A 16,249-nucleotide genomic window follows, 5' to 3' on the forward strand; every position below is an offset into this window, starting at 1 on the left:
TTATGATGGAGGAGGTTAGGGTTAATCCTGAGGATGTCAAGAAGGTCTTCGTAATAGGGCTTGATTCAGCGCCACCTGAGCTTTTATTCAGCAGATTTTTGGAGGATTTGCCCAACATTAGGTGGCTCGTGGAGCACTCGATATATGGGCCCATGCAGAGCACGATTCCCGCCATTACTATTCCAGCCTGGATGGTTATGGCAACGGGAAAGACGCCAGGTGAGCTCGGCCTTTACGGCTTTAGGCATAGGAAAAAGGGCACCTACAACGAGATATGGATAGCTCACAGCCTCATGGTTAAGGAAAAGGCGGTGTGGGATTATATTGCAGAGAGAGGTAAGAAGTCAGTTTTGGTTGGTGTCCCACCAAGCTATCCCCCAAAGAAGATAAATGGCTGGTTAGTGAGCTGCTTCATAACGCCTGATGCTTCCGTTGATTATACGTATCCGAAGGAGCTAAAGGGGGAAATTGAGAGGCTTGTTGGTGAGTACATCTTTGACGTCGTCTTCAGGAAAGAGGAGAGGGATGAGGTTAGGGAGCAGCTGTGGGAGATGACCGAGAAGAGGTTTGAGGTTATAAGGTATCTTATCCAGGAGAAAGACTGGGACTACTTCCAGTTCGTCGAGATAGGTCTTGACAGGGTTCACCACGCGTTTTGGAAGTTCTTCGATGAGAGCCATCATCTTTATCCGGGCGACGACAATCCATACAAGAACGTCATCCCTGATTATTATAAGCTCCTTGACAAAGAAATTGGAGAGACTTTGAAGCTTCTGGACTTGGATGAGACGGCTGTTTTCATAGTTTCTGATCATGGAATAAAGGCGATGAAGGGAGCCTTTGCGATAAACCAGTGGCTAATTGAGGAAGGTCTCTTGAAGATTAAGAATCCAGAGATTTTGAAGGAAGGACGGCAGGTCAGATTCAACGAGCTCAAAGTTGACTGGAGCAAAACTATTGCATGGGCTTGGGGGGGCTATTACTCTAGGGTTTTTATTAACGTTAAAGGGAGGGAGCCGCAGGGCATTGTTCCGCCTGAGAAGTTCCAAGAGGTTAGGGATGAGGTTGCGGAGCTTATAAAGAGCATCAGGGGTCCGAACGGCGAGAAGTGGGATACTAGGGTGTTCTATCCGGAGGAGATATATCCGGTCGCCAAGGGTGATAAGCCGGATATGATGGTTTACCTTGACGATCTGAACTGGAGGGCTGCTGGAACCTTGGGTTATGAGACTCCCTATCTTAAGGAGAACGACACTGGGCCAGATGACGCGGTGCATGCTGAGTATGGGGTTTTCTCTCTTTACTTGCCCGGTATGGAGGGGGCAAGGAGGGTACAGCTGACGATCTATGATTTTGCTCCAACGGTGCTGAAGCTCTTTGGCATGGAGAAGGCGATGAGGGGAAGGAGCATCGTTTAAATTTTTCAGAACCACGAGACTTCATCATAATGTCAGCCAAGGGTGGGCTCATCATCATAATTTTTTATGGCCAAAATTTTAAAACTCAACGGCGGCTTTTCTTTGGGGGGTTCTAGATGAAGAGCTTGGAGCAGGGATTTACAATCTGGCTCACTGGCCCTAGTGGTGCTGGAAAGACGACTTTAGCGGTGAGGCTCGCCAAGAAGCTTAGGGAGATGGGTTATAGGGTTGAGGTTCTCGACGGGGACACGATAAGGAAAACCCTATACCCAAACTTGGGCTTCTCAAAGGAGGCTAGGGAGATGCACAATAGGATAGTTATACACATGGCCAAGCTTTTGACTAGGAACGGCGTTATAGCCATAGTTTCTCTAATATCCCCCTACAGGGCCGTCAGAGAATTTGCTAGAAAAGAGATAGGCCGCTTCATCGAGGTTTACGTTTATGCACCACTTGAGGTAAGAATTCAGAGGGATCCTAAAGGTTTATACAAGAAGGCCATGCGTGGCGAGATAAAAGGACTGACCGGGTACGACGGCGTGTATGAAGAGCCAGAAAATCCGGAGGTTGTTGTGGACTCCTCGAAGATGACGCCTGAAGAGGAAGCAGAGCTAGTCATTCAGAGGGCTAGGGAGCTCGGCTACCTCCCGTGAGGGAGGAATATGCTAGCCCATATTCTTCTCGGCTTCGTAGTGGGGTTTTTGGTGGGACTTACTGGGATGGGTGGAGGAGCCTTGATGACTCCAGCGTTGATATTCTTAGGTTTTGAGCCACTAACCGCGGTAGGAACCGATTTGTTGTACGCAACCGTCACGAGAGCCTTTGGAGTTTTCTTCCACGGGAAGAGGGGTCACGTGAGGAAGGACATAGCGTTCCGGCTTTTAATTGGGAGCGTTCCAGCGGTTCTCATAGGGGGTTATGCGGTAAGGCACATCCCAAGGGAAATCCTAAATCACTACCTTACACTCCTTCTGGGACTAATTCTGATCATCACGGCAACGCTGGGCCTTCTGAAGGGTGAAATAAAGGTTCCAGTGAAGCCTAGGCGGGCATACATTTATCTTCTTGGCTTCATCGTAGGTTTAACCGTCCAGTTCACCTCGGTCGGGGCTGGCGTTATAATCAGCTTCACCCTGATGAACATTGCGCGGATTAATCCCAAGCAGGTAGTTGGGACGACGATTCTCTACGGTTTGACCTTATCTACCATAAGCTTCCTGAGCTATGCAAGTATGGGAAGCGTTGATTATGCTCTGGCGGGAACATTAATAGCTGGAACCATTCCGGGGGTTTACCTTGGAACGCACGTTAACGCCAATATTAGTAAGGAAAGGTTGAAGAAGGTTATAAACTTCATTATCTTATTCATCGGCCTGTTCACGCTTTTAGACTGATGATATGGCAAAATTTTAAGGTAAAAGAAGGCACCGGGATAAGGTGGGCTATATGAGTGATGCAACTCAGGCCCTACATAAAATCGCAAGGGGCACGGGGATAATATTTGCTGGGACTGTTATTTCGATGTTCTTCGGGTTTTTGAGCAGGGCGATAATTGCGAGGGAGTTCTCGAAGGCTGAGTATGGGGTGTTTAACTTAGCCCTAACAATTCTAAGCATAGGGCTCGTTATTGCCACGCTCGGCTTTCAAAACGCCCTTCCGAGGGAAGTCGCGTTCTACAGGGAGAAGATGCCGGAGAAGGTTGACAAACTTATCTCGACTGCTCTAATTATCGTTGCGGTGAACAGTTTGGCAATTATGCTGTTCTTAATTTTTGGTTCAAGCTTTATTGCTCACGTGTTTAACGAGGGGAGACTGGTTTATGCCCTAAAAGTGGTGGCCTTTGCCCTGCCGTTTTCGGCGTTAACCGGGGTGATAATATCAACCACCCAAGGGTTTGGGAGGGTCAGGGAGAAGGTGTATTTTCAGAACGTGGTTTATCCGGTGTTATGGCTGATATTCGTTTTATCTTTTGCGGTTCTTAATCTACCGTTTGCTTCGATATTCTGGGCTTACGTTCTCGCACAGTCGCTAACATGCTTAGCCCTGTTTCTTGAAGTTTTTAGAGTTAGAATCTTTGAAATAAAGCCCTATTTTGACCGGAGGATTGGCATTGAGCTTATCAAATTTTCGATTCCGCTGATGCTCACCGGCATTGCCGGATTTATAATGACCTGGACGGATACTCTGATGCTCGGATATTATAAAGGCTCCGATGTTGTTGGCCTTTACAACGCCGCAGCGCCTCTGGCAAGGTTGCTTCCGGTGTTCCTAAGCTCCGCAGCATTTTTGTATCCCGCAATGGTCTCCCCGCTCTACGTTCAGGGAAAAATTGAGGAAATGAAGAGGGTCTACCAGGTGCTGACGAAATGGGTGTTTCTCCTAACCCTTCCGATTTTTAGCCTGATGTTCCTGTTTCCCGAGGCCGTTATAAACTTCTTCTTTGGGGCCAAATATGTTCCAGCGGCTTCGGCGCTTCAAATTCTTGCCTTGGGCTTCATGTTCCACACGTTTTTAGGATTGAATGGGTTGAGTTTGGTTGTGATTGGGGAAAGCGGGTTCATTCTGATTTCAACCCTTGTTTCGGCTACATTCAATATAATTCTAAATGTAATGCTAATCCCGGTCTATGGTATGGAAGGGGCAGCGATGGCCACTGCTGCATCATACTTCCTTGGAAACGTTCTAAGCTCCGCCAAGCTGTACAAGGAGACAAGAATCCATCCCTTCAGCTGGAATTATGTTAAGCCTTTGGTTATCAGTTTTGTACTGCTTGGGGTTATCAAGGGGCTCAACTTGAGGGTGGCGAGCATATGGTACGCAGTTCCTGTTTTGGTTGTATTCCTTGGAGTCTACGCCCTCCTCGTGCTCCTGAGCAGGAGCATTGATAAGGAGGACGTTGAGCTACTGCTGGCAGTGGAGAAAAAGCTGGGAGTTGATTTAGGAATAATAAAAAGGGTTTTGAGGAGGTTTGTTTAGAGCTTGCCTTTTAGTTTCAGGTTTTTGATTGCCTTTTTAAGCTTTTCATCCTCTTGTTTTTTCTCGTAGTAGCTTGGATCAACATATTTTGGCTTCCTTTTAGCAAATTCTGAATCCTCTTCGAATATTTCCATTAAAACTCTTCCGTCCATGTCATTTGGAATTGGTAGTCCAAAGATGTGAAGGATTGTCGGAGCTATGTCGTAAATTTTTGCGTTTTCAATTTTGTAGCCTTTTTTGATGCCTGGGCCATAGGCGAGGAAGATGCCCCGTCTGGTATGCGTAGAATACGTTAATGGGGTTGGCTCCGAAAATAGCCTAAATTTCCACAGATTATCAAATCCATAATTTATGTAGAATGTTTCACCTATTGGTTCAATTAATATATCTGGCATACTATCGAAATATTTACCAGAATATATCTCCTCTTTCACCCAGACCTTTTTTATAACTGGTTTTCCTGTCTCGGGATCTTTCAGCTCTTGGAGTTTCTTTATAATTTTTTCTCTAATTTTATAATAATCTTTTCTGGGGACTGTGCCATACTTTTCACGCCCTTTGACATTTATAAAGATAGCATTTACCGTTGGATTGTATGCTACAGTATTCTGCCAGTCTATAAAGTCAAATTTTGACCTCAATCTTTCAGCTTCGTTTGATATTTTGGCTTTCTTGACACTCAACAAATTAATTCTATCAACAATTATACCAACTGGTGTATGATACAATTTGCCCAATACTTTATAGATAATTTCTCTTGTTTTATGCTTTCTAACGACATTCGATTTGAAGTTAAGTAATCCGAGCTGACTAAAATACATATTGTAGTTAACCTCTTTGTACATTGGCCCATGCCCATGATCTGAGACAAGCATTAAAATGTCATTTTTGTCCAATTTATTCAAGAATTTTTCAATAATAGAATCCACGAACTTAAAAAATTCCAAGATTGTATCTTTATACTTACTTGGCACATGTTTTGGATGGTTTTTGTCCATATAATGCCAAAAATAGTGCATAATTTGATCTGTGTAAAATATAGTAAAGAAAAATAAATGCCACCTTGTATTTTCGAAAAGATTCAATGCAAGTTCAGCTTTCTTTTGAACGACCTCATAAACCTTTTCCAAATATTTATCCCACCCCAGAGTATGGGGGTTCCCTGGTACTAATCGTTCATAGTTCATCTCTTTCAAGAGTTTTCTTACAAAATCAGGATATACAAACTCATCAAAGCTATTTGAACCCATTATAGGACATTGAACATAAACCCCTTTGTAATCGTCTGGAGTTGGAGTGACGGTAGGCGTATTTATAATATTTGTGTAATATCCCTCGGAATTTAAGATTTTCCATAGAGGCAAATACTCGCTCCAGTTTATTTTCACAGATTTCATCACGAATTGTTCCCAATCAGGTTGCCTGAAGTAGTAGATTCCAAGTTTTCCAGGATTTTTTCCAGTTAACATAGAAACCCACGCAGGACACGTTACAGGAGGGATTGTAGATTCCAAGTGCCCCCAGCTTCCATTTTCCATGAGCCTCTTAAACGTTGGTAGCTCTCCTTTTTCGGCCCAAGGTTTAATTAAGTCCCAAGTTGCACCGTCTAGGCCTATTGCGACTACTCTTACCATTTTAAGACCCCCCTAATAACTTGAAACGCAGTCTTTATTTTCCTTTTTGATATGGCCCGTGGATATTTTTTTCCGAAAAGATATAGCAATGAGAGCATAAACACCCTTAAGGCATAATCTAATATTATAATTAGTTTTAATAACCACACTTTATTCCTGTGATATTTTCTAAAATATCTAATTTGACTTTTTATAAACTCTAAGGTCTTCCATTCAGGGTCAGCTTTTTTAAAGGAACTTCCATGATCATGAATGACCTCAGCATTTGGAACTAGATAAATCTTATATCCCCTATCCCAAATTCTTTTACAGAGATCTACATCATTATAATAATAAGGAAACTGTGGATCAATGATATATCCATCTTTGAGAACAATCTCTGGTCTTAATATTAGACATGCTCCTGGGGGCTGATCTACCTCAATCAAGGAATTCACATCTAAATTATGACCTAGATAATATCTGCGTTTTTTGTATGAGAATAGAAATCGATCAATTATATGTCCAATAATTGTATTAATATAAAAAACCATTTTAATATCCCAGAACCGGAAATAGTACAGCTGGGGAGAACCATCTGGATTTAGCAATTTTCCAGTAGCAGCTCCGGCATTAGGCATAGTATCCATGAACTTAATAAGATTCTTAATAGTATTTTCTTTTAAGATTGTGTCTGGCCCAAGAATTAACAGGTATCGCCCACGTATTCGGTCTTGAATCCTATTTATTGCCAGGGCTCCTTCATTTTTTTCATTTCTTATGAATATCAACTGAGAATGGTTAGAATACTTGCGAATAACTTCACTAAAATCAGCATCTTCTGAATTATTATCTATTATAAACATTTCATATTGAACATTCCTGCATGTATGTATAACTGAATCTATACATTTTTGCAACTTATCTGTAACGTTCCAATTAACTGTAACTATTGTTACATCCAATCTCTTATTTCTACTTTGTATCCCCATATGTCTTCACCTTTTATCATAATTACAGATCAAGGAGCATGTCTTTACAATCTCCTTTTCTTTTAACCATGGATATATGGGCAAAGATAAAATCTCTAGGCTAATCCTCTCCGTAACGGGTAGCTTCATTCTAATTCCAAGATCAAGGTAAGCTTTTTGGAGATGAACTGGAACAGGATAATGTATCTGGGTTTTTATTCCATTTTTTAAGAGGTGTTGCTGGAGTTTGTCTCTGTCTTTATGTCGGATCACATAAAGATGATAAACATGCTTTGCCCACTCTTTTTCAACAGGAACAATAACTTCAGAATCTTCTAATAGCTCATTATAAATCTTAGCTATCCTTCTCCTTCTATCGTTCCATTCATCGAGATGTCTCAGTTTTACCCTGAGAATTGTAGCTTGAATTTCGTCGAGTCTACTATTAACTCCAATGAATTCATGATAATACTTTTTAAGTGAACCATAGTTTCTCATCATCCTTAATTTCTCAGCAAGCTCATAATCATTTGTAACTATTGCACCAGCATCACCATAAGCCCCGAGATTTTTTGTTGGGTAGAAACTAAAACAAGCTACGTGCCCTATACTACCAACTTTTCTTCCTTTATATTCAGCCCCGTGAGCTTGGCTGGCATCTTCTATTACATATAACCCGTACTCCTCCGCTATTCTCATTATGGGGTCCATATCCGCGGGATGACCGTAAATATGAACCGGGATAATAGCTTTTGTTCTCTCTGTGATAGCTTTTTCAATCTGATTCACATCTATTGTATAAGTCTCGGGGTCTATATCCACGAATACTGGCTTGGCACCGTTTCTAACTATTGCATCTACTGTGGAAATAAACGTGTGAGACACAGTAATCACTTCGTCGCCGGGGCCAATCCCGAGGGCTTTCACAGCTAAATAGAGAGCATCAGAACCAGAGTTTACACCTATAACATGCTTAACCCCTAAATACTTTGCAAATTCCTCCTCAAACTTTCTTAGTTCCTCTCCTAAAATAAACCAGCCACTTTCGAGAACCCTTTGAATTGCACTGTCTATTTCCTCTTTGATTTCATGGTATTCTCTTTTTAAATCGACAAAAGGTATCATTTTATCCTCACCACTTTCTCATTCCCGTCATTGTCTTTGGTTTTTCTATATTCCTTTCCACAAACACATTTTGCATATCTCTCTTCATTAAACTCCAGATTCCTACCACATTCACAAACCCATCCTTTTATTTTTGCCGGAACACCGTAGACTAGAGCATAATCTGGAACATCTTTGGTAACAACTGCTCCAGCACCAACCATTGCCCATTTCCCAATGGTCACGCCACAAACTATCGTCGCATTTGCTCCAATGCTTGCACCTTCTTTCACATAGGTTTTGACGAACTCTGGGGGATATACCTTGCTCCTCGGCCGTAAGTCATTGGTAAAGGTGGCATTGGGCCCAATGAATACGTTATTCTCTATTCTCACGCCATCCCACAATTGGACACCACTTTTTATAGTGACATTATCACCAACTATCACATCATTCTCTATAAATACATGGTCACAGACATTGCAATTCTTACCAATTTTTGCTCTTGGAAGAATATGAGCAAATGCCCAAATTCTTGTCCCTTCTCCAATGTTTTCACTCTCAACAAGTGCATTTGGGTGAATAAAAACTCCTTTTTCTTCTAGTTTTTTCCTTATTCTGGCTAAACGCCTGTCGTAGTCCTGATATTTTTTCTGCAACTCTCTTATCCGATTCATCCCAAAATCCCCTCCTCACCATTTTTTTGAATTTCTCATAGTCTCTTATATAATCTTTCTCATCATAGGGCATTGAAGCCAACACTAAAGCCACTGAATTTGAGGAAAAGTTCATTAATTCTCTCCAAATCCCTGGGGGGATGTACAAACCATAGTGGGGTCGGTTAAGGAAAACACTTTTTCTTTTGTAGCCATCGTCTATTATTACCTCAAAACTCCCGCTCAACGCAATTATTACCTGTTCTAGGTTAATATGAGCATGCCCTCCTCTTACAGCTCCAGTAGGAACATCGTATAAGTAGTAGACTCTCTTGATTTCAAAAGGGACATGGTTATTTTCTTCGATGAAAGTCAAATTACCGCGGTGATCATGTACAATTGGAAAGCGGATAACTTTGCATAGATTTATTCGATGAGTCTCCATATAAACTCCCACCTTATAATCCCGAGGTTTTCATAACCATATATTTCTTTAAGAGATTTAAAAGTCTAACTATGCCCGCTTAGTGGTGCTTCTTCGTTTTTAAATTTCCCCCAAGTTGTATAACTGTTTTTCAGACCAGCACATTTCGGGATGCAACCCCTCGCACAGAGAATAGTCCCATCTGAGAAGATTTATCGTGGGACACATGAACCAGTAGTCATGGAGAGTTAAAACTGTAGGGAAGCCATGCCTTTTTGCAATTTCAATCAATCCTGCAGAGAGTCCAATTAAGTGCTGAAAATGTATTATATCGGGGTTAACCTCCTTAAGGAGTTTCTCAAATATCTCTTCAATCTCTAAGTTACGATATGTGTTTTCAAAGAACATTGAGCTCCACAGGCGCTTTATCTTGTCAAGGATTCCATTAGGAATAACGAGTTCATGCAGATGCATTCCTTCCCTTTTTATTTCCCTTATTCGCAGTTCCCTTTTCGCGGTTTTCTCGAATACCGGATAAAACACATGGACTTCATGTTCCTTCGCGAGTTCTCTTGAGAGATAGTACGTGTAGATCTCTGTTCCGGCTTTTCTCATTGGATAAAGTCCATGAACCACTTGGAGTATACGCATTGTCCCACCACAGACAACAAGGGAATAACTGTTAAAAAGATTAATGCTCCCTAAGATTTTGGGTGAAAGTTCCAATGCGCACAGAACACGGTTTCCCTCGCGTCTCTATTATCATTCTCAACTGGAACGGCTGGAAAGATACAATAGAGTGCTTGGAATCCCTTTACAGGATAACGTATTCCAATTATGATGTTATTGTCGTGGACAATGGTTCAAAAGATGATTCCGTTCAAAAGATAAAGGAGTATGCTGAAGGGAAAATTAAGGTTAATTCGAAGTTTTTTGATTATAATCCGAATAACAAGCCAATTAAAGTTTTTGAAGTTAGTGAGGACGATGCAAGGAGAGGAAAATTTAACCGACCACTTTATGAGAAGTTTGATGTTGATAGAAGAATGATTTTAATTAAAAACAAGGACAATTACGGCTTCACTGGTGGAAACAACATTGGAATTAAGTTTGCTTTAAGTGTTCTGAATCCAGAGTATGTGTTGCTCTTAAATAATGATACAGTAGTCGATAGGAACTTTCTAAGAAATCTATTAGAAGATATGCCTAAAAAGAAAAACAGAATTGGAATAGTTAGTCCAAAAGTTCTGAAATATCATAACCCAAGCATAATAGATTCAACAGGACATATTTTCAATGGAATAATGATTATAGATAGAGGCAAAAACGAGATAGATGTTGGACAATATGACAATAAAAATCTTGTCCTCGGAGCAATTGCTGCAGCTGCGCTTTATAAAAAAGATATGATACTTCAGATCGGACTTTTTGACGAAACGTTTGAAACGAATTATGAGGATGCGGAATATTCTTGGAGGGCTAATAAATTTGGATGGCTCGGTATATATATCCCTACTTCTGTCGTATACCATAAAAGGGGAGCCACAATAAATAAGACTACAGAAACCGTATTAAAAATTTCGAAAAATTATTGGAGAAATTCTATCATAGCAATTTTCCGATATGCCCCAGTATTTAGCAAAATAGTGATTATTCTTCCTAGGAGTTTTATACTAATAAGAGCATTTTTGATGTCCCTTCTCACAGGTAATTCGACATCTTTAGATGCTATCCTCCAAAGCCTCTATGAGACTGTGTCTAGACTTAAATATGACTATCGCCGAGTAAAATACTTATAACTTTTGCTTCTTAACTCTAGGCAACATAGGATACCACTTTTTTTATAACCGTTTTCATTGCACTAAGGCTAAATTCCCTGATAAATCTATAATGGCATTTTTTCCCCAACTTTTTAGCAATGCTTGGATTTTCAAGAAGAAACTTGATTTCTTCAGCAATCTTTTCAATATCGCCGGGCTCAACAATTATCCCACACTTCTTTAATACATACGGTAAATCCGAGACATTTGTAGCAACAATAGGCTTCGCCATAGCCATAGCATCAAATACTTTAGCGGGCATTTGTCCAACTGTAGCAGGGGATTTTTTTTGAGGTATTACATAGACATCCGCGATGGATACAATTTCGGGGATTTTGTGAAACGGAACATTGCCTATTCCTATGAATTTTTCTCCTAGTTGCTTTCTTCCAAGTTCTCTTACATATCTCGAATAAGGATCGTTTCCAAGACCAGCAATAACCAAGACAACATCTTTTTGGTCTACTAAGGCCATAGCATTAATAAGATCTTCAACGCCCTTATAAGGCTTTGGAGTTCCAAAAAATAACACAACTTTTAAGTTATCATTAATACCTATGGAGCGCTTTGAATTCTCTGGAGTATATAACTTAGGATCGAAAATTTTTTCATCCCGAGTGTGCCATATTATACTCCCTCCAAATTTTCTCTTTAAGAAAGAATTCGAAACTGTTATTGCATCAGGCAGATATGAAAGTTTTTCTGGGATATATTTTTGCCAATATGAAGATAGATGGCCCCAAAAAGCGGTTGAAATACTATAATATGTAAATCGGGTTATTAAACTTTTATTTCTTAGGGCGTTCATTACAAATCCTCTCTCCCAGTCGTCTATGTCTAAAATATGCGGAATTTGTAACTTTTCTTTGGCTATCACAGCTGGAACAAAACTGGACAAATACAATTTGCTACTATAAACAAGGTCTCCGTCGATTAAAGTTAATATCTTTTTAAGATATGTTGGGAAGGAATACCCAACTTTATTAACTCGAACGTATCGATATGGAATATCTATATTTTTTAATGGTTCCCAAAGATCTTTTCCAAACAACGGCCCTACAATTTCAACGTCATAAGTTTTTTCAAGTATTTTTGCCAGTGTCCAGGCCCGTCCAAGACAGTTGTGTGAAAAGTCAGGTGTAATTATTGTTATTTTCATACATCCCACCCGAAATGTCCTTAAACCTGCCTCAATAATGCATATTTGGGGGAGATAATTATGAAGGTTTCGGTCGTTGGTTCTGGTTATGTGGGTCTTGTCACGGGCATGGGCTTCGTCAAGCTGGGAAACGAAGTTATCTTCGTGGACGTTGATGAGAGAAAAGTCAAAATGATAAACAACGCGGAACCCCCAATTTACGAGAAAGGCCTAGAAGAACTAATGAAAGAGTTTAGGGGCAAGTATCGGGCGACAAAAGACTACCACGAGGCGGTCCTCAACTCCGACGTTACGTTCATTGCCGTCGGAACACCATCAAGAGAGGACGGTTCGATAGACTTGAAGTACGTCGAGTCAGCGGCGAAAGCAATCGGGGAAGCTCTCAAGGAGAAGGACTCGTACCACGTTATCGTCGTGAAGAGCACTGTACTACCGGGCACGACGGAAGAGGTTGTCAAACCCCTAATCGAAGATCACTCGGGTAAGAAAGCATTCAGGGATTTTGGCCTCGCAATGAATCCCGAATTCCTGAGGGAGGGCGTGGCACTCAGAGATTTCCTTAACCCGGACAGGGTGGTCATTGGCGTCCAGGACGAGAGGACTAAACAAGTTTTGGAAAAGCTCTACAAACCAATCAAAGCTCCAAAGCTGATAACTGACATAAAAACTGCCGAAATGATTAAATACGCCTCCAACGCTTTTCTTGCGACAAAAATCAGCTTTGCCAACGAGATTGGAAACATCTGCAAAAAGCTTGGCATTGACTCGTGGAAGGTCTTTGAGGGAGTAGGTCTAGACCATCGAATCAGTCCGCACTTCTTCCGAACAGGAATCGGGTGGGGTGGCTCCTGTTTCCCCAAAGACGTTAAGGCGCTAATTAAAAAAGCTGAAGAAATTGGGGAGGAACCACTAATACTAAAAGCCGTTCTAGAAGTTAATGAGAGGCAACCGCTCAGGCTAATTGAGCTATTGAAAAAGCATGTTCCAGAGCTTGAAGGAAAGACCGTTGGAGTTTTGGGCTTGGCATTCAAACCAGGTACTGATGACGTGAGGGAGACGAGGGCTTATCCAATTATTAAAAAACTCCTCGAGGAGGGAGCTAGAGTTATAGCCTACGATCCTCGGGCCATGGAAAACTTCAGGAGGTTCTACCCCGACGTTGGCGAGAAAATAACCTATGCTAACTCTTCCAGTGAAGTTCTTGATGCGACTGATGTGATCTTGATAGTTACCGAGTGGAAGGAGTTTGAAGAGTTGGATTACTCTGGAAAGATAGTAGTTGATGGGAGACGCGTGAAAGCAGCCGAAAAAACCGCAAAAATTTATGAGGGGGTGTGCTGGTGAGGATTAGGAAGGCGGTTATTCCCGCTGCCGGCCTTGGAACGAGGATGCTTCCAATAACCAAGTCAATGCCCAAGGAAATGCTCCCAATAGTGGACAAGCCTGTTATTCATTATGTTGTTGAAGAAGCAATAAAAGCTGGAATCGATGACATTTTAATAATTACCGGAAAGGGGAAGCGCACTATAGAGGACTATTTTGACAGGAGTTTTGAGCTGGAGTACTATCTCAGAGAGAAGGGCAAGCTTGATGAGCTTAGGCAGGTTGAGGAGATTGGAGAGATGATTGATATTTACTACGTGAGACAAAAGAAGCCTCTTGGGCTTGGAGATGCCATACTACATGCAGAGAAACACGTTAACGGTGAACCCTTCGCAGTCCTCCTGGGCGATGACATAATCGTGAGCGAGAAACCTGGAATAGGGCAGTTGATAGAAGTTACCCAGAAGAAGAACGCTCCTATCATAGGCGTTGAGAAGGTGCCCTGGGATAGGGTAAGCAGGTATGGGATAATCAAGGGCAAGGAAATCGGAAAAGGCCTTTACACGGTGGAGGATCTAATAGAGAAGCCCTCCCCCAACGAAGCCCCGAGTAACATTGCAATAATTGGTAGGTATATTTTGCCTCCAGAAATCTTCGATGTATTAAAGGAAACACCTCCTGGTAAGGATGGAGAGATACAGCTCACGGATGCCCTTAGACTCTTGGTGAAGGATACTAATCTTCTTGCTAAAGAAATTGAGGGCAGGAGATATGATGTTGGTGACAAGGTAGAATTCATAATAGCAAACCTTGAGCTGGGCTTGGTGAGAAAAGATGTTCGGAAACATATACTGGAGTACCTGGAAAGATTTAAGTGAGGAGAGCTGAAATGAGTAGACCCACAGTGTCAGTAATAATACCCACCTACAATAGAGCTCAAATGCTGATGAGAGCTGTGCGTAGCGTGCTAAATCAGACCTTCGAGGACTTTGAGCTAATAGTTGTGGACGACGCTTCCATCGACAATACGCCCAAGGTCATAAAGGAAATAAATGATGGTAGAGTAAGATACATTAGACTGGAGAGAAACTCAGGGGGACCAGTTGCGAGGAACACCGGAATAAGGAGGGCGAGGGGGAGATATATCGCACTACTGGACGACGACGATGAGTGGCTGCCTCAAAGGCTGGAGCTTCAAGTCAAGAAGATGGAAGAAGTTGGTAGGAATGTGGGCGTGATATACGGTGGCTTCTATTACGTTTCCCAAGACACTGGAAAGATAATAGGAAGGCGCTTGCCACGGTACCGAGGGAACATATACGAACATCTGCTCAGGGAAAATTTCATAGGCAGTCCAACACTTCTGATAAGGAGGAAGTGCTTCAAAAGGGCTGGGCTCTTTGATCCTAAGCTTAAGAGCTCTCAGGACTGGGATATGTGGCTAAGAATAGCCAAATATTATGAGTTCGAATACGTGTCCGAGATCGTCGCTAAGTACTATGTCCACGGCAGGCAAATAACCTTTAACATAAAAAAATACATTCCAGGGAGAGAACGCTTCATAAGAAAGCACTTGGATATATACAAAAATCCGAAAATACTTAGCATTCATCTTAGCCAGATGGGATTGGTTCTGATACTGGGGGGAAACATAGAAAAGGGATTAAAATATTTGACCAAGTCATTCGTTATAGCCCCCCTTAATCTTGACAATTATAGCATGCTGATAAAACTTGTCTTCGACTCCAGATCGGTAGAGTACGCTAAGAAGATACTCATATCTAGCATAAATATTCTTAAAAAGACTTAGCAGGTTTTAAAGCTTCATCGATCATCTTTATCCGAAGGAGTTACGTTGTTCTCCAAACTCTAGCACAACCCAGTGTCTTCCCATTTTAAGAGACACCTTAGGGAGTTCAAAGTTTAAGCCTTAGGTAATCTCTGAGGGCTTCCTTCCAGTGCCTCATTTCAATGCCAATGCTTCTGAGCTTTTCTACGCTTAAAGCTGAAAACTTTGGCCTCTTCGCCAATCTGCCCAGTTCTTCGGAGCTTATTGGTTCTACCTCAACGTCCCAGCCGAGTATTTCGAATATTGCTTTCGTGAACTCATACCACGAGCAGAAGCCATCGTTGGTCATGTGGTAAACTCCATATTCGGGCATGATCTTCAAGAATTTCGCTAAAGCTAAAGCGACGTCTTTCGTATAGGTTGGACTCATGAGCTGGTCGTTCACTATCTTAAGCTTTTCCCCTCTTCTCGCCTTTTCTATCACCCACTCGACGAAGTTCCCTCCCTTGCCCCTAGCCCCTCTCCTCCCGTAGAGGCTGGCCACCCTTATTACGTAATGCTTTGAGGAGTAGTTTCTCGTGAAGATTTCTCCCATAAGCTTGCTGGCCCCGTAAACGTTTATTGGATTTGGAGGGTCTTCTTCTTTGTAGGGCTTGCCTTTTTCGCCGTCGAAAACGTAGTCAGTGCTTATATAGACGTTCACGGCGTTTATCTTCTCAGCTATTTTTGCGACGTTTAAGGCTCCAATTGCATTGACTTTGAATGCTTCCTCAGGGTAAAGCTCTGAATCGTCAACCCTAACGTAGGCGGCGGTGTTTATTATAACCTCTGGCTTAATTCTTTCTATGACTTTGAGGCTTTCTGGTATTGTGACGTCCACATCATCGTGGGTTAAAGGAATGACCTCAAAGGTAGGATCCTCGGAAAGTACTTCAACTATGTCACTTCCAAGCTGGCCCGTGGCACCAATTACGGCCACTCTCATTGGCCCTGACC

The 16,249-nt window shown here is 41.9% G+C and carries 16 protein-coding genes; 8 read left to right on the plus strand and 8 right to left on the minus strand.

The window, feature by feature from the left end:
- Positions 1–5: 5 nt before the first annotated feature.
- From PYCH_RS08595 to PYCH_RS08610, 4 genes are all read left to right on the plus strand, one after another.
- A complete protein-coding gene (locus tag PYCH_RS08595; protein WP_013906470.1) occupies positions 6–1,418 on the plus strand; it encodes an alkaline phosphatase family protein in 1,413 nt (470 codons plus the stop codon).
- A gap of 116 nt (positions 1,419–1,534) precedes the next feature.
- On the plus strand, positions 1,535–2,071 hold the full coding sequence (cysC, locus tag PYCH_RS08600) for an adenylyl-sulfate kinase (protein WP_013906471.1): 537 nt from the start codon (positions 1,535–1,537) through the stop codon (positions 2,069–2,071).
- Between the two features lie 9 nt (positions 2,072–2,080).
- On the plus strand, positions 2,081–2,812 hold the full coding sequence (locus PYCH_RS08605) for a sulfite exporter TauE/SafE family protein (RefSeq protein WP_013906472.1): 732 nt from the start codon (positions 2,081–2,083) through the stop codon (positions 2,810–2,812).
- A 52-nt stretch (positions 2,813–2,864) separates the two neighbouring features.
- Positions 2,865–4,394, plus strand: coding sequence for a flippase (locus PYCH_RS08610; protein ID WP_013906473.1), 1,530 nt, complete (start codon positions 2,865–2,867; stop codon positions 4,392–4,394).
- Here PYCH_RS08610 and PYCH_RS08615 read toward each other — a convergent pair.
- The 6 genes from PYCH_RS08615 to PYCH_RS08635 all read right to left on the minus strand — a co-directional run bounded on the left by PYCH_RS08615 (position 4,391) and on the right by PYCH_RS08635 (position 9,813).
- Complete coding sequence (locus tag PYCH_RS08615; protein WP_013906474.1) at positions 4,391–6,028, minus strand: alkaline phosphatase family protein; 1,638 nt, start codon at positions 6,026–6,028, stop codon at positions 4,391–4,393. The genes PYCH_RS08610 and PYCH_RS08615 overlap by 4 nt on opposite strands.
- The gene (locus PYCH_RS08620) at positions 6,022–6,999 is read right to left on the minus strand and encodes a glycosyltransferase family 2 protein (protein ID WP_013906475.1); all 978 of its coding nucleotides are present in this window, start codon (positions 6,997–6,999) and stop codon (positions 6,022–6,024) included. The genes PYCH_RS08615 and PYCH_RS08620 overlap by 7 nt, the downstream gene beginning before the upstream one ends.
- A gap of 6 nt (positions 7,000–7,005) precedes the next feature.
- Positions 7,006–8,103 carry a DegT/DnrJ/EryC1/StrS family aminotransferase gene (locus PYCH_RS08625; protein ID WP_013906476.1) on the minus strand — a complete coding sequence of 366 codons (1,098 nt, stop codon included), beginning with the start codon at positions 8,101–8,103 and terminating at the stop codon, positions 7,006–7,008.
- Complete coding sequence (locus PYCH_RS08630) at positions 8,100–8,759, minus strand: acyltransferase (protein WP_013906477.1); 660 nt, start codon at positions 8,757–8,759, stop codon at positions 8,100–8,102. Before PYCH_RS08630 ends, PYCH_RS08625 begins: the two co-directional genes overlap by 4 nt.
- A complete protein-coding gene (locus PYCH_RS09690; protein ID WP_202795685.1) occupies positions 8,644–9,195 on the minus strand; it encodes a sugar 3,4-ketoisomerase in 552 nt (183 codons plus the stop codon). The genes PYCH_RS08630 and PYCH_RS09690 overlap by 116 nt, the downstream gene beginning before the upstream one ends.
- An 87-nt stretch (positions 9,196–9,282) precedes the next feature.
- Positions 9,283–9,813: a glycosyltransferase gene (locus PYCH_RS08635; protein ID WP_013906478.1), complete on the minus strand. Its 531-nt coding sequence runs from the start codon at positions 9,811–9,813 to the stop codon at positions 9,283–9,285.
- Between the two features lie 62 nt (positions 9,814–9,875).
- Between PYCH_RS08635 and PYCH_RS08640 the strand changes: the two genes are divergently transcribed.
- On the plus strand, positions 9,876–10,961 hold the full coding sequence (locus PYCH_RS08640) for a glycosyltransferase family 2 protein (RefSeq protein WP_237698663.1): 1,086 nt from the start codon (positions 9,876–9,878) through the stop codon (positions 10,959–10,961).
- 16 nt (positions 10,962–10,977) lie between these two features.
- Here PYCH_RS08640 and PYCH_RS08645 read toward each other — a convergent pair whose 3' ends face one another.
- Entirely contained in the window at positions 10,978–12,141 is a 1,164-nt protein-coding gene (locus PYCH_RS08645) for a glycosyltransferase (protein ID WP_013906480.1), read from the minus strand.
- 60 nt (positions 12,142–12,201) lie between these two features.
- On the opposite strand from PYCH_RS08645, the gene PYCH_RS08650 reads away from it, so the two are divergent.
- The 3 genes from PYCH_RS08650 to PYCH_RS08660 are packed head-to-tail and all read left to right on the plus strand — an operon-like array spanning position 12,202 to position 15,274.
- The gene (locus tag PYCH_RS08650; RefSeq protein ID WP_013906481.1) at positions 12,202–13,485 is read left to right on the plus strand and encodes a UDP-glucose dehydrogenase family protein; all 1,284 of its coding nucleotides are present in this window, start codon (positions 12,202–12,204) and stop codon (positions 13,483–13,485) included.
- The gene (gene galU / locus PYCH_RS08655) at positions 13,482–14,342 is read left to right on the plus strand and encodes a UTP--glucose-1-phosphate uridylyltransferase GalU (RefSeq protein ID WP_013906482.1); all 861 of its coding nucleotides are present in this window, start codon (positions 13,482–13,484) and stop codon (positions 14,340–14,342) included. The genes PYCH_RS08650 and galU overlap by 4 nt, the downstream gene beginning before the upstream one ends.
- An 11-nt stretch (positions 14,343–14,353) precedes the next feature.
- Entirely contained in the window at positions 14,354–15,274 is a 921-nt protein-coding gene (locus PYCH_RS08660) for a glycosyltransferase family 2 protein (protein WP_048058302.1), read from the plus strand.
- Positions 15,275–15,380: 106 nt separating this feature from the next.
- Here PYCH_RS08660 and rfbD read toward each other — a convergent pair whose 3' ends face one another.
- Positions 15,381–16,238, minus strand: a complete 858-nt coding sequence (gene rfbD / locus PYCH_RS08665) for a dTDP-4-dehydrorhamnose reductase (RefSeq protein WP_013906484.1) — start codon at positions 16,236–16,238, stop codon at positions 15,381–15,383.
- Positions 16,239–16,249 lie beyond the last annotated feature (11 nt).

The organism is Pyrococcus yayanosii CH1 (genome assembly GCF_000215995.1).
GTDB classification, from domain to species: Archaea; Methanobacteriota_B; Thermococci; order Thermococcales; family Thermococcaceae; genus Pyrococcus; species Pyrococcus yayanosii.

Excerpts from the sequence above, each read along its gene's own strand:
- PYCH_RS08595 (WP_013906470.1), top strand. The coding sequence starts at position 6 with ATGGAGGAGGTTAGGGTTAATCCTGAGGATGTCAAGAAGGTCTTCGTA.
- cysC (WP_013906471.1), top strand. The coding sequence starts at position 1,535 with ATGAAGAGCTTGGAGCAGGGATTTACAATCTGGCTCACTGGCCCTAGT.
- PYCH_RS08605 (WP_013906472.1), top strand. The coding sequence starts at position 2,081 with ATGCTAGCCCATATTCTTCTCGGCTTCGTAGTGGGGTTTTTGGTGGGA.
- PYCH_RS08610 (WP_013906473.1), top strand. The coding sequence starts at position 2,865 with ATGAGTGATGCAACTCAGGCCCTACATAAAATCGCAAGGGGCACGGGG.
- PYCH_RS08615 (WP_013906474.1), bottom strand. The coding sequence starts at position 6,028 with ATGGTAAGAGTAGTCGCAATAGGCCTAGACGGTGCAACTTGGGACTTA.
- PYCH_RS08620 (WP_013906475.1), bottom strand. The coding sequence starts at position 6,999 with ATGGGGATACAAAGTAGAAATAAGAGATTGGATGTAACAATAGTTACA.
- PYCH_RS08625 (WP_013906476.1), bottom strand. The coding sequence starts at position 8,103 with ATGATACCTTTTGTCGATTTAAAAAGAGAATACCATGAAATCAAAGAG.
- PYCH_RS08630 (WP_013906477.1), bottom strand. The coding sequence starts at position 8,759 with ATGAATCGGATAAGAGAGTTGCAGAAAAAATATCAGGACTACGACAGG.
- PYCH_RS08635 (WP_013906478.1), bottom strand. The coding sequence starts at position 9,813 with ATGCGTATACTCCAAGTGGTTCATGGACTTTATCCAATGAGAAAAGCC.
- PYCH_RS08645 (WP_013906480.1), bottom strand. The coding sequence starts at position 12,141 with ATGAAAATAACAATAATTACACCTGACTTTTCACACAACTGTCTTGGA.
- PYCH_RS08650 (WP_013906481.1), top strand. The coding sequence starts at position 12,202 with ATGAAGGTTTCGGTCGTTGGTTCTGGTTATGTGGGTCTTGTCACGGGC.
- PYCH_RS08660 (WP_048058302.1), top strand. The coding sequence starts at position 14,354 with ATGAGTAGACCCACAGTGTCAGTAATAATACCCACCTACAATAGAGCT.
- rfbD (WP_013906484.1), bottom strand. The coding sequence starts at position 16,238 with ATGAGAGTGGCCGTAATTGGTGCCACGGGCCAGCTTGGAAGTGACATA.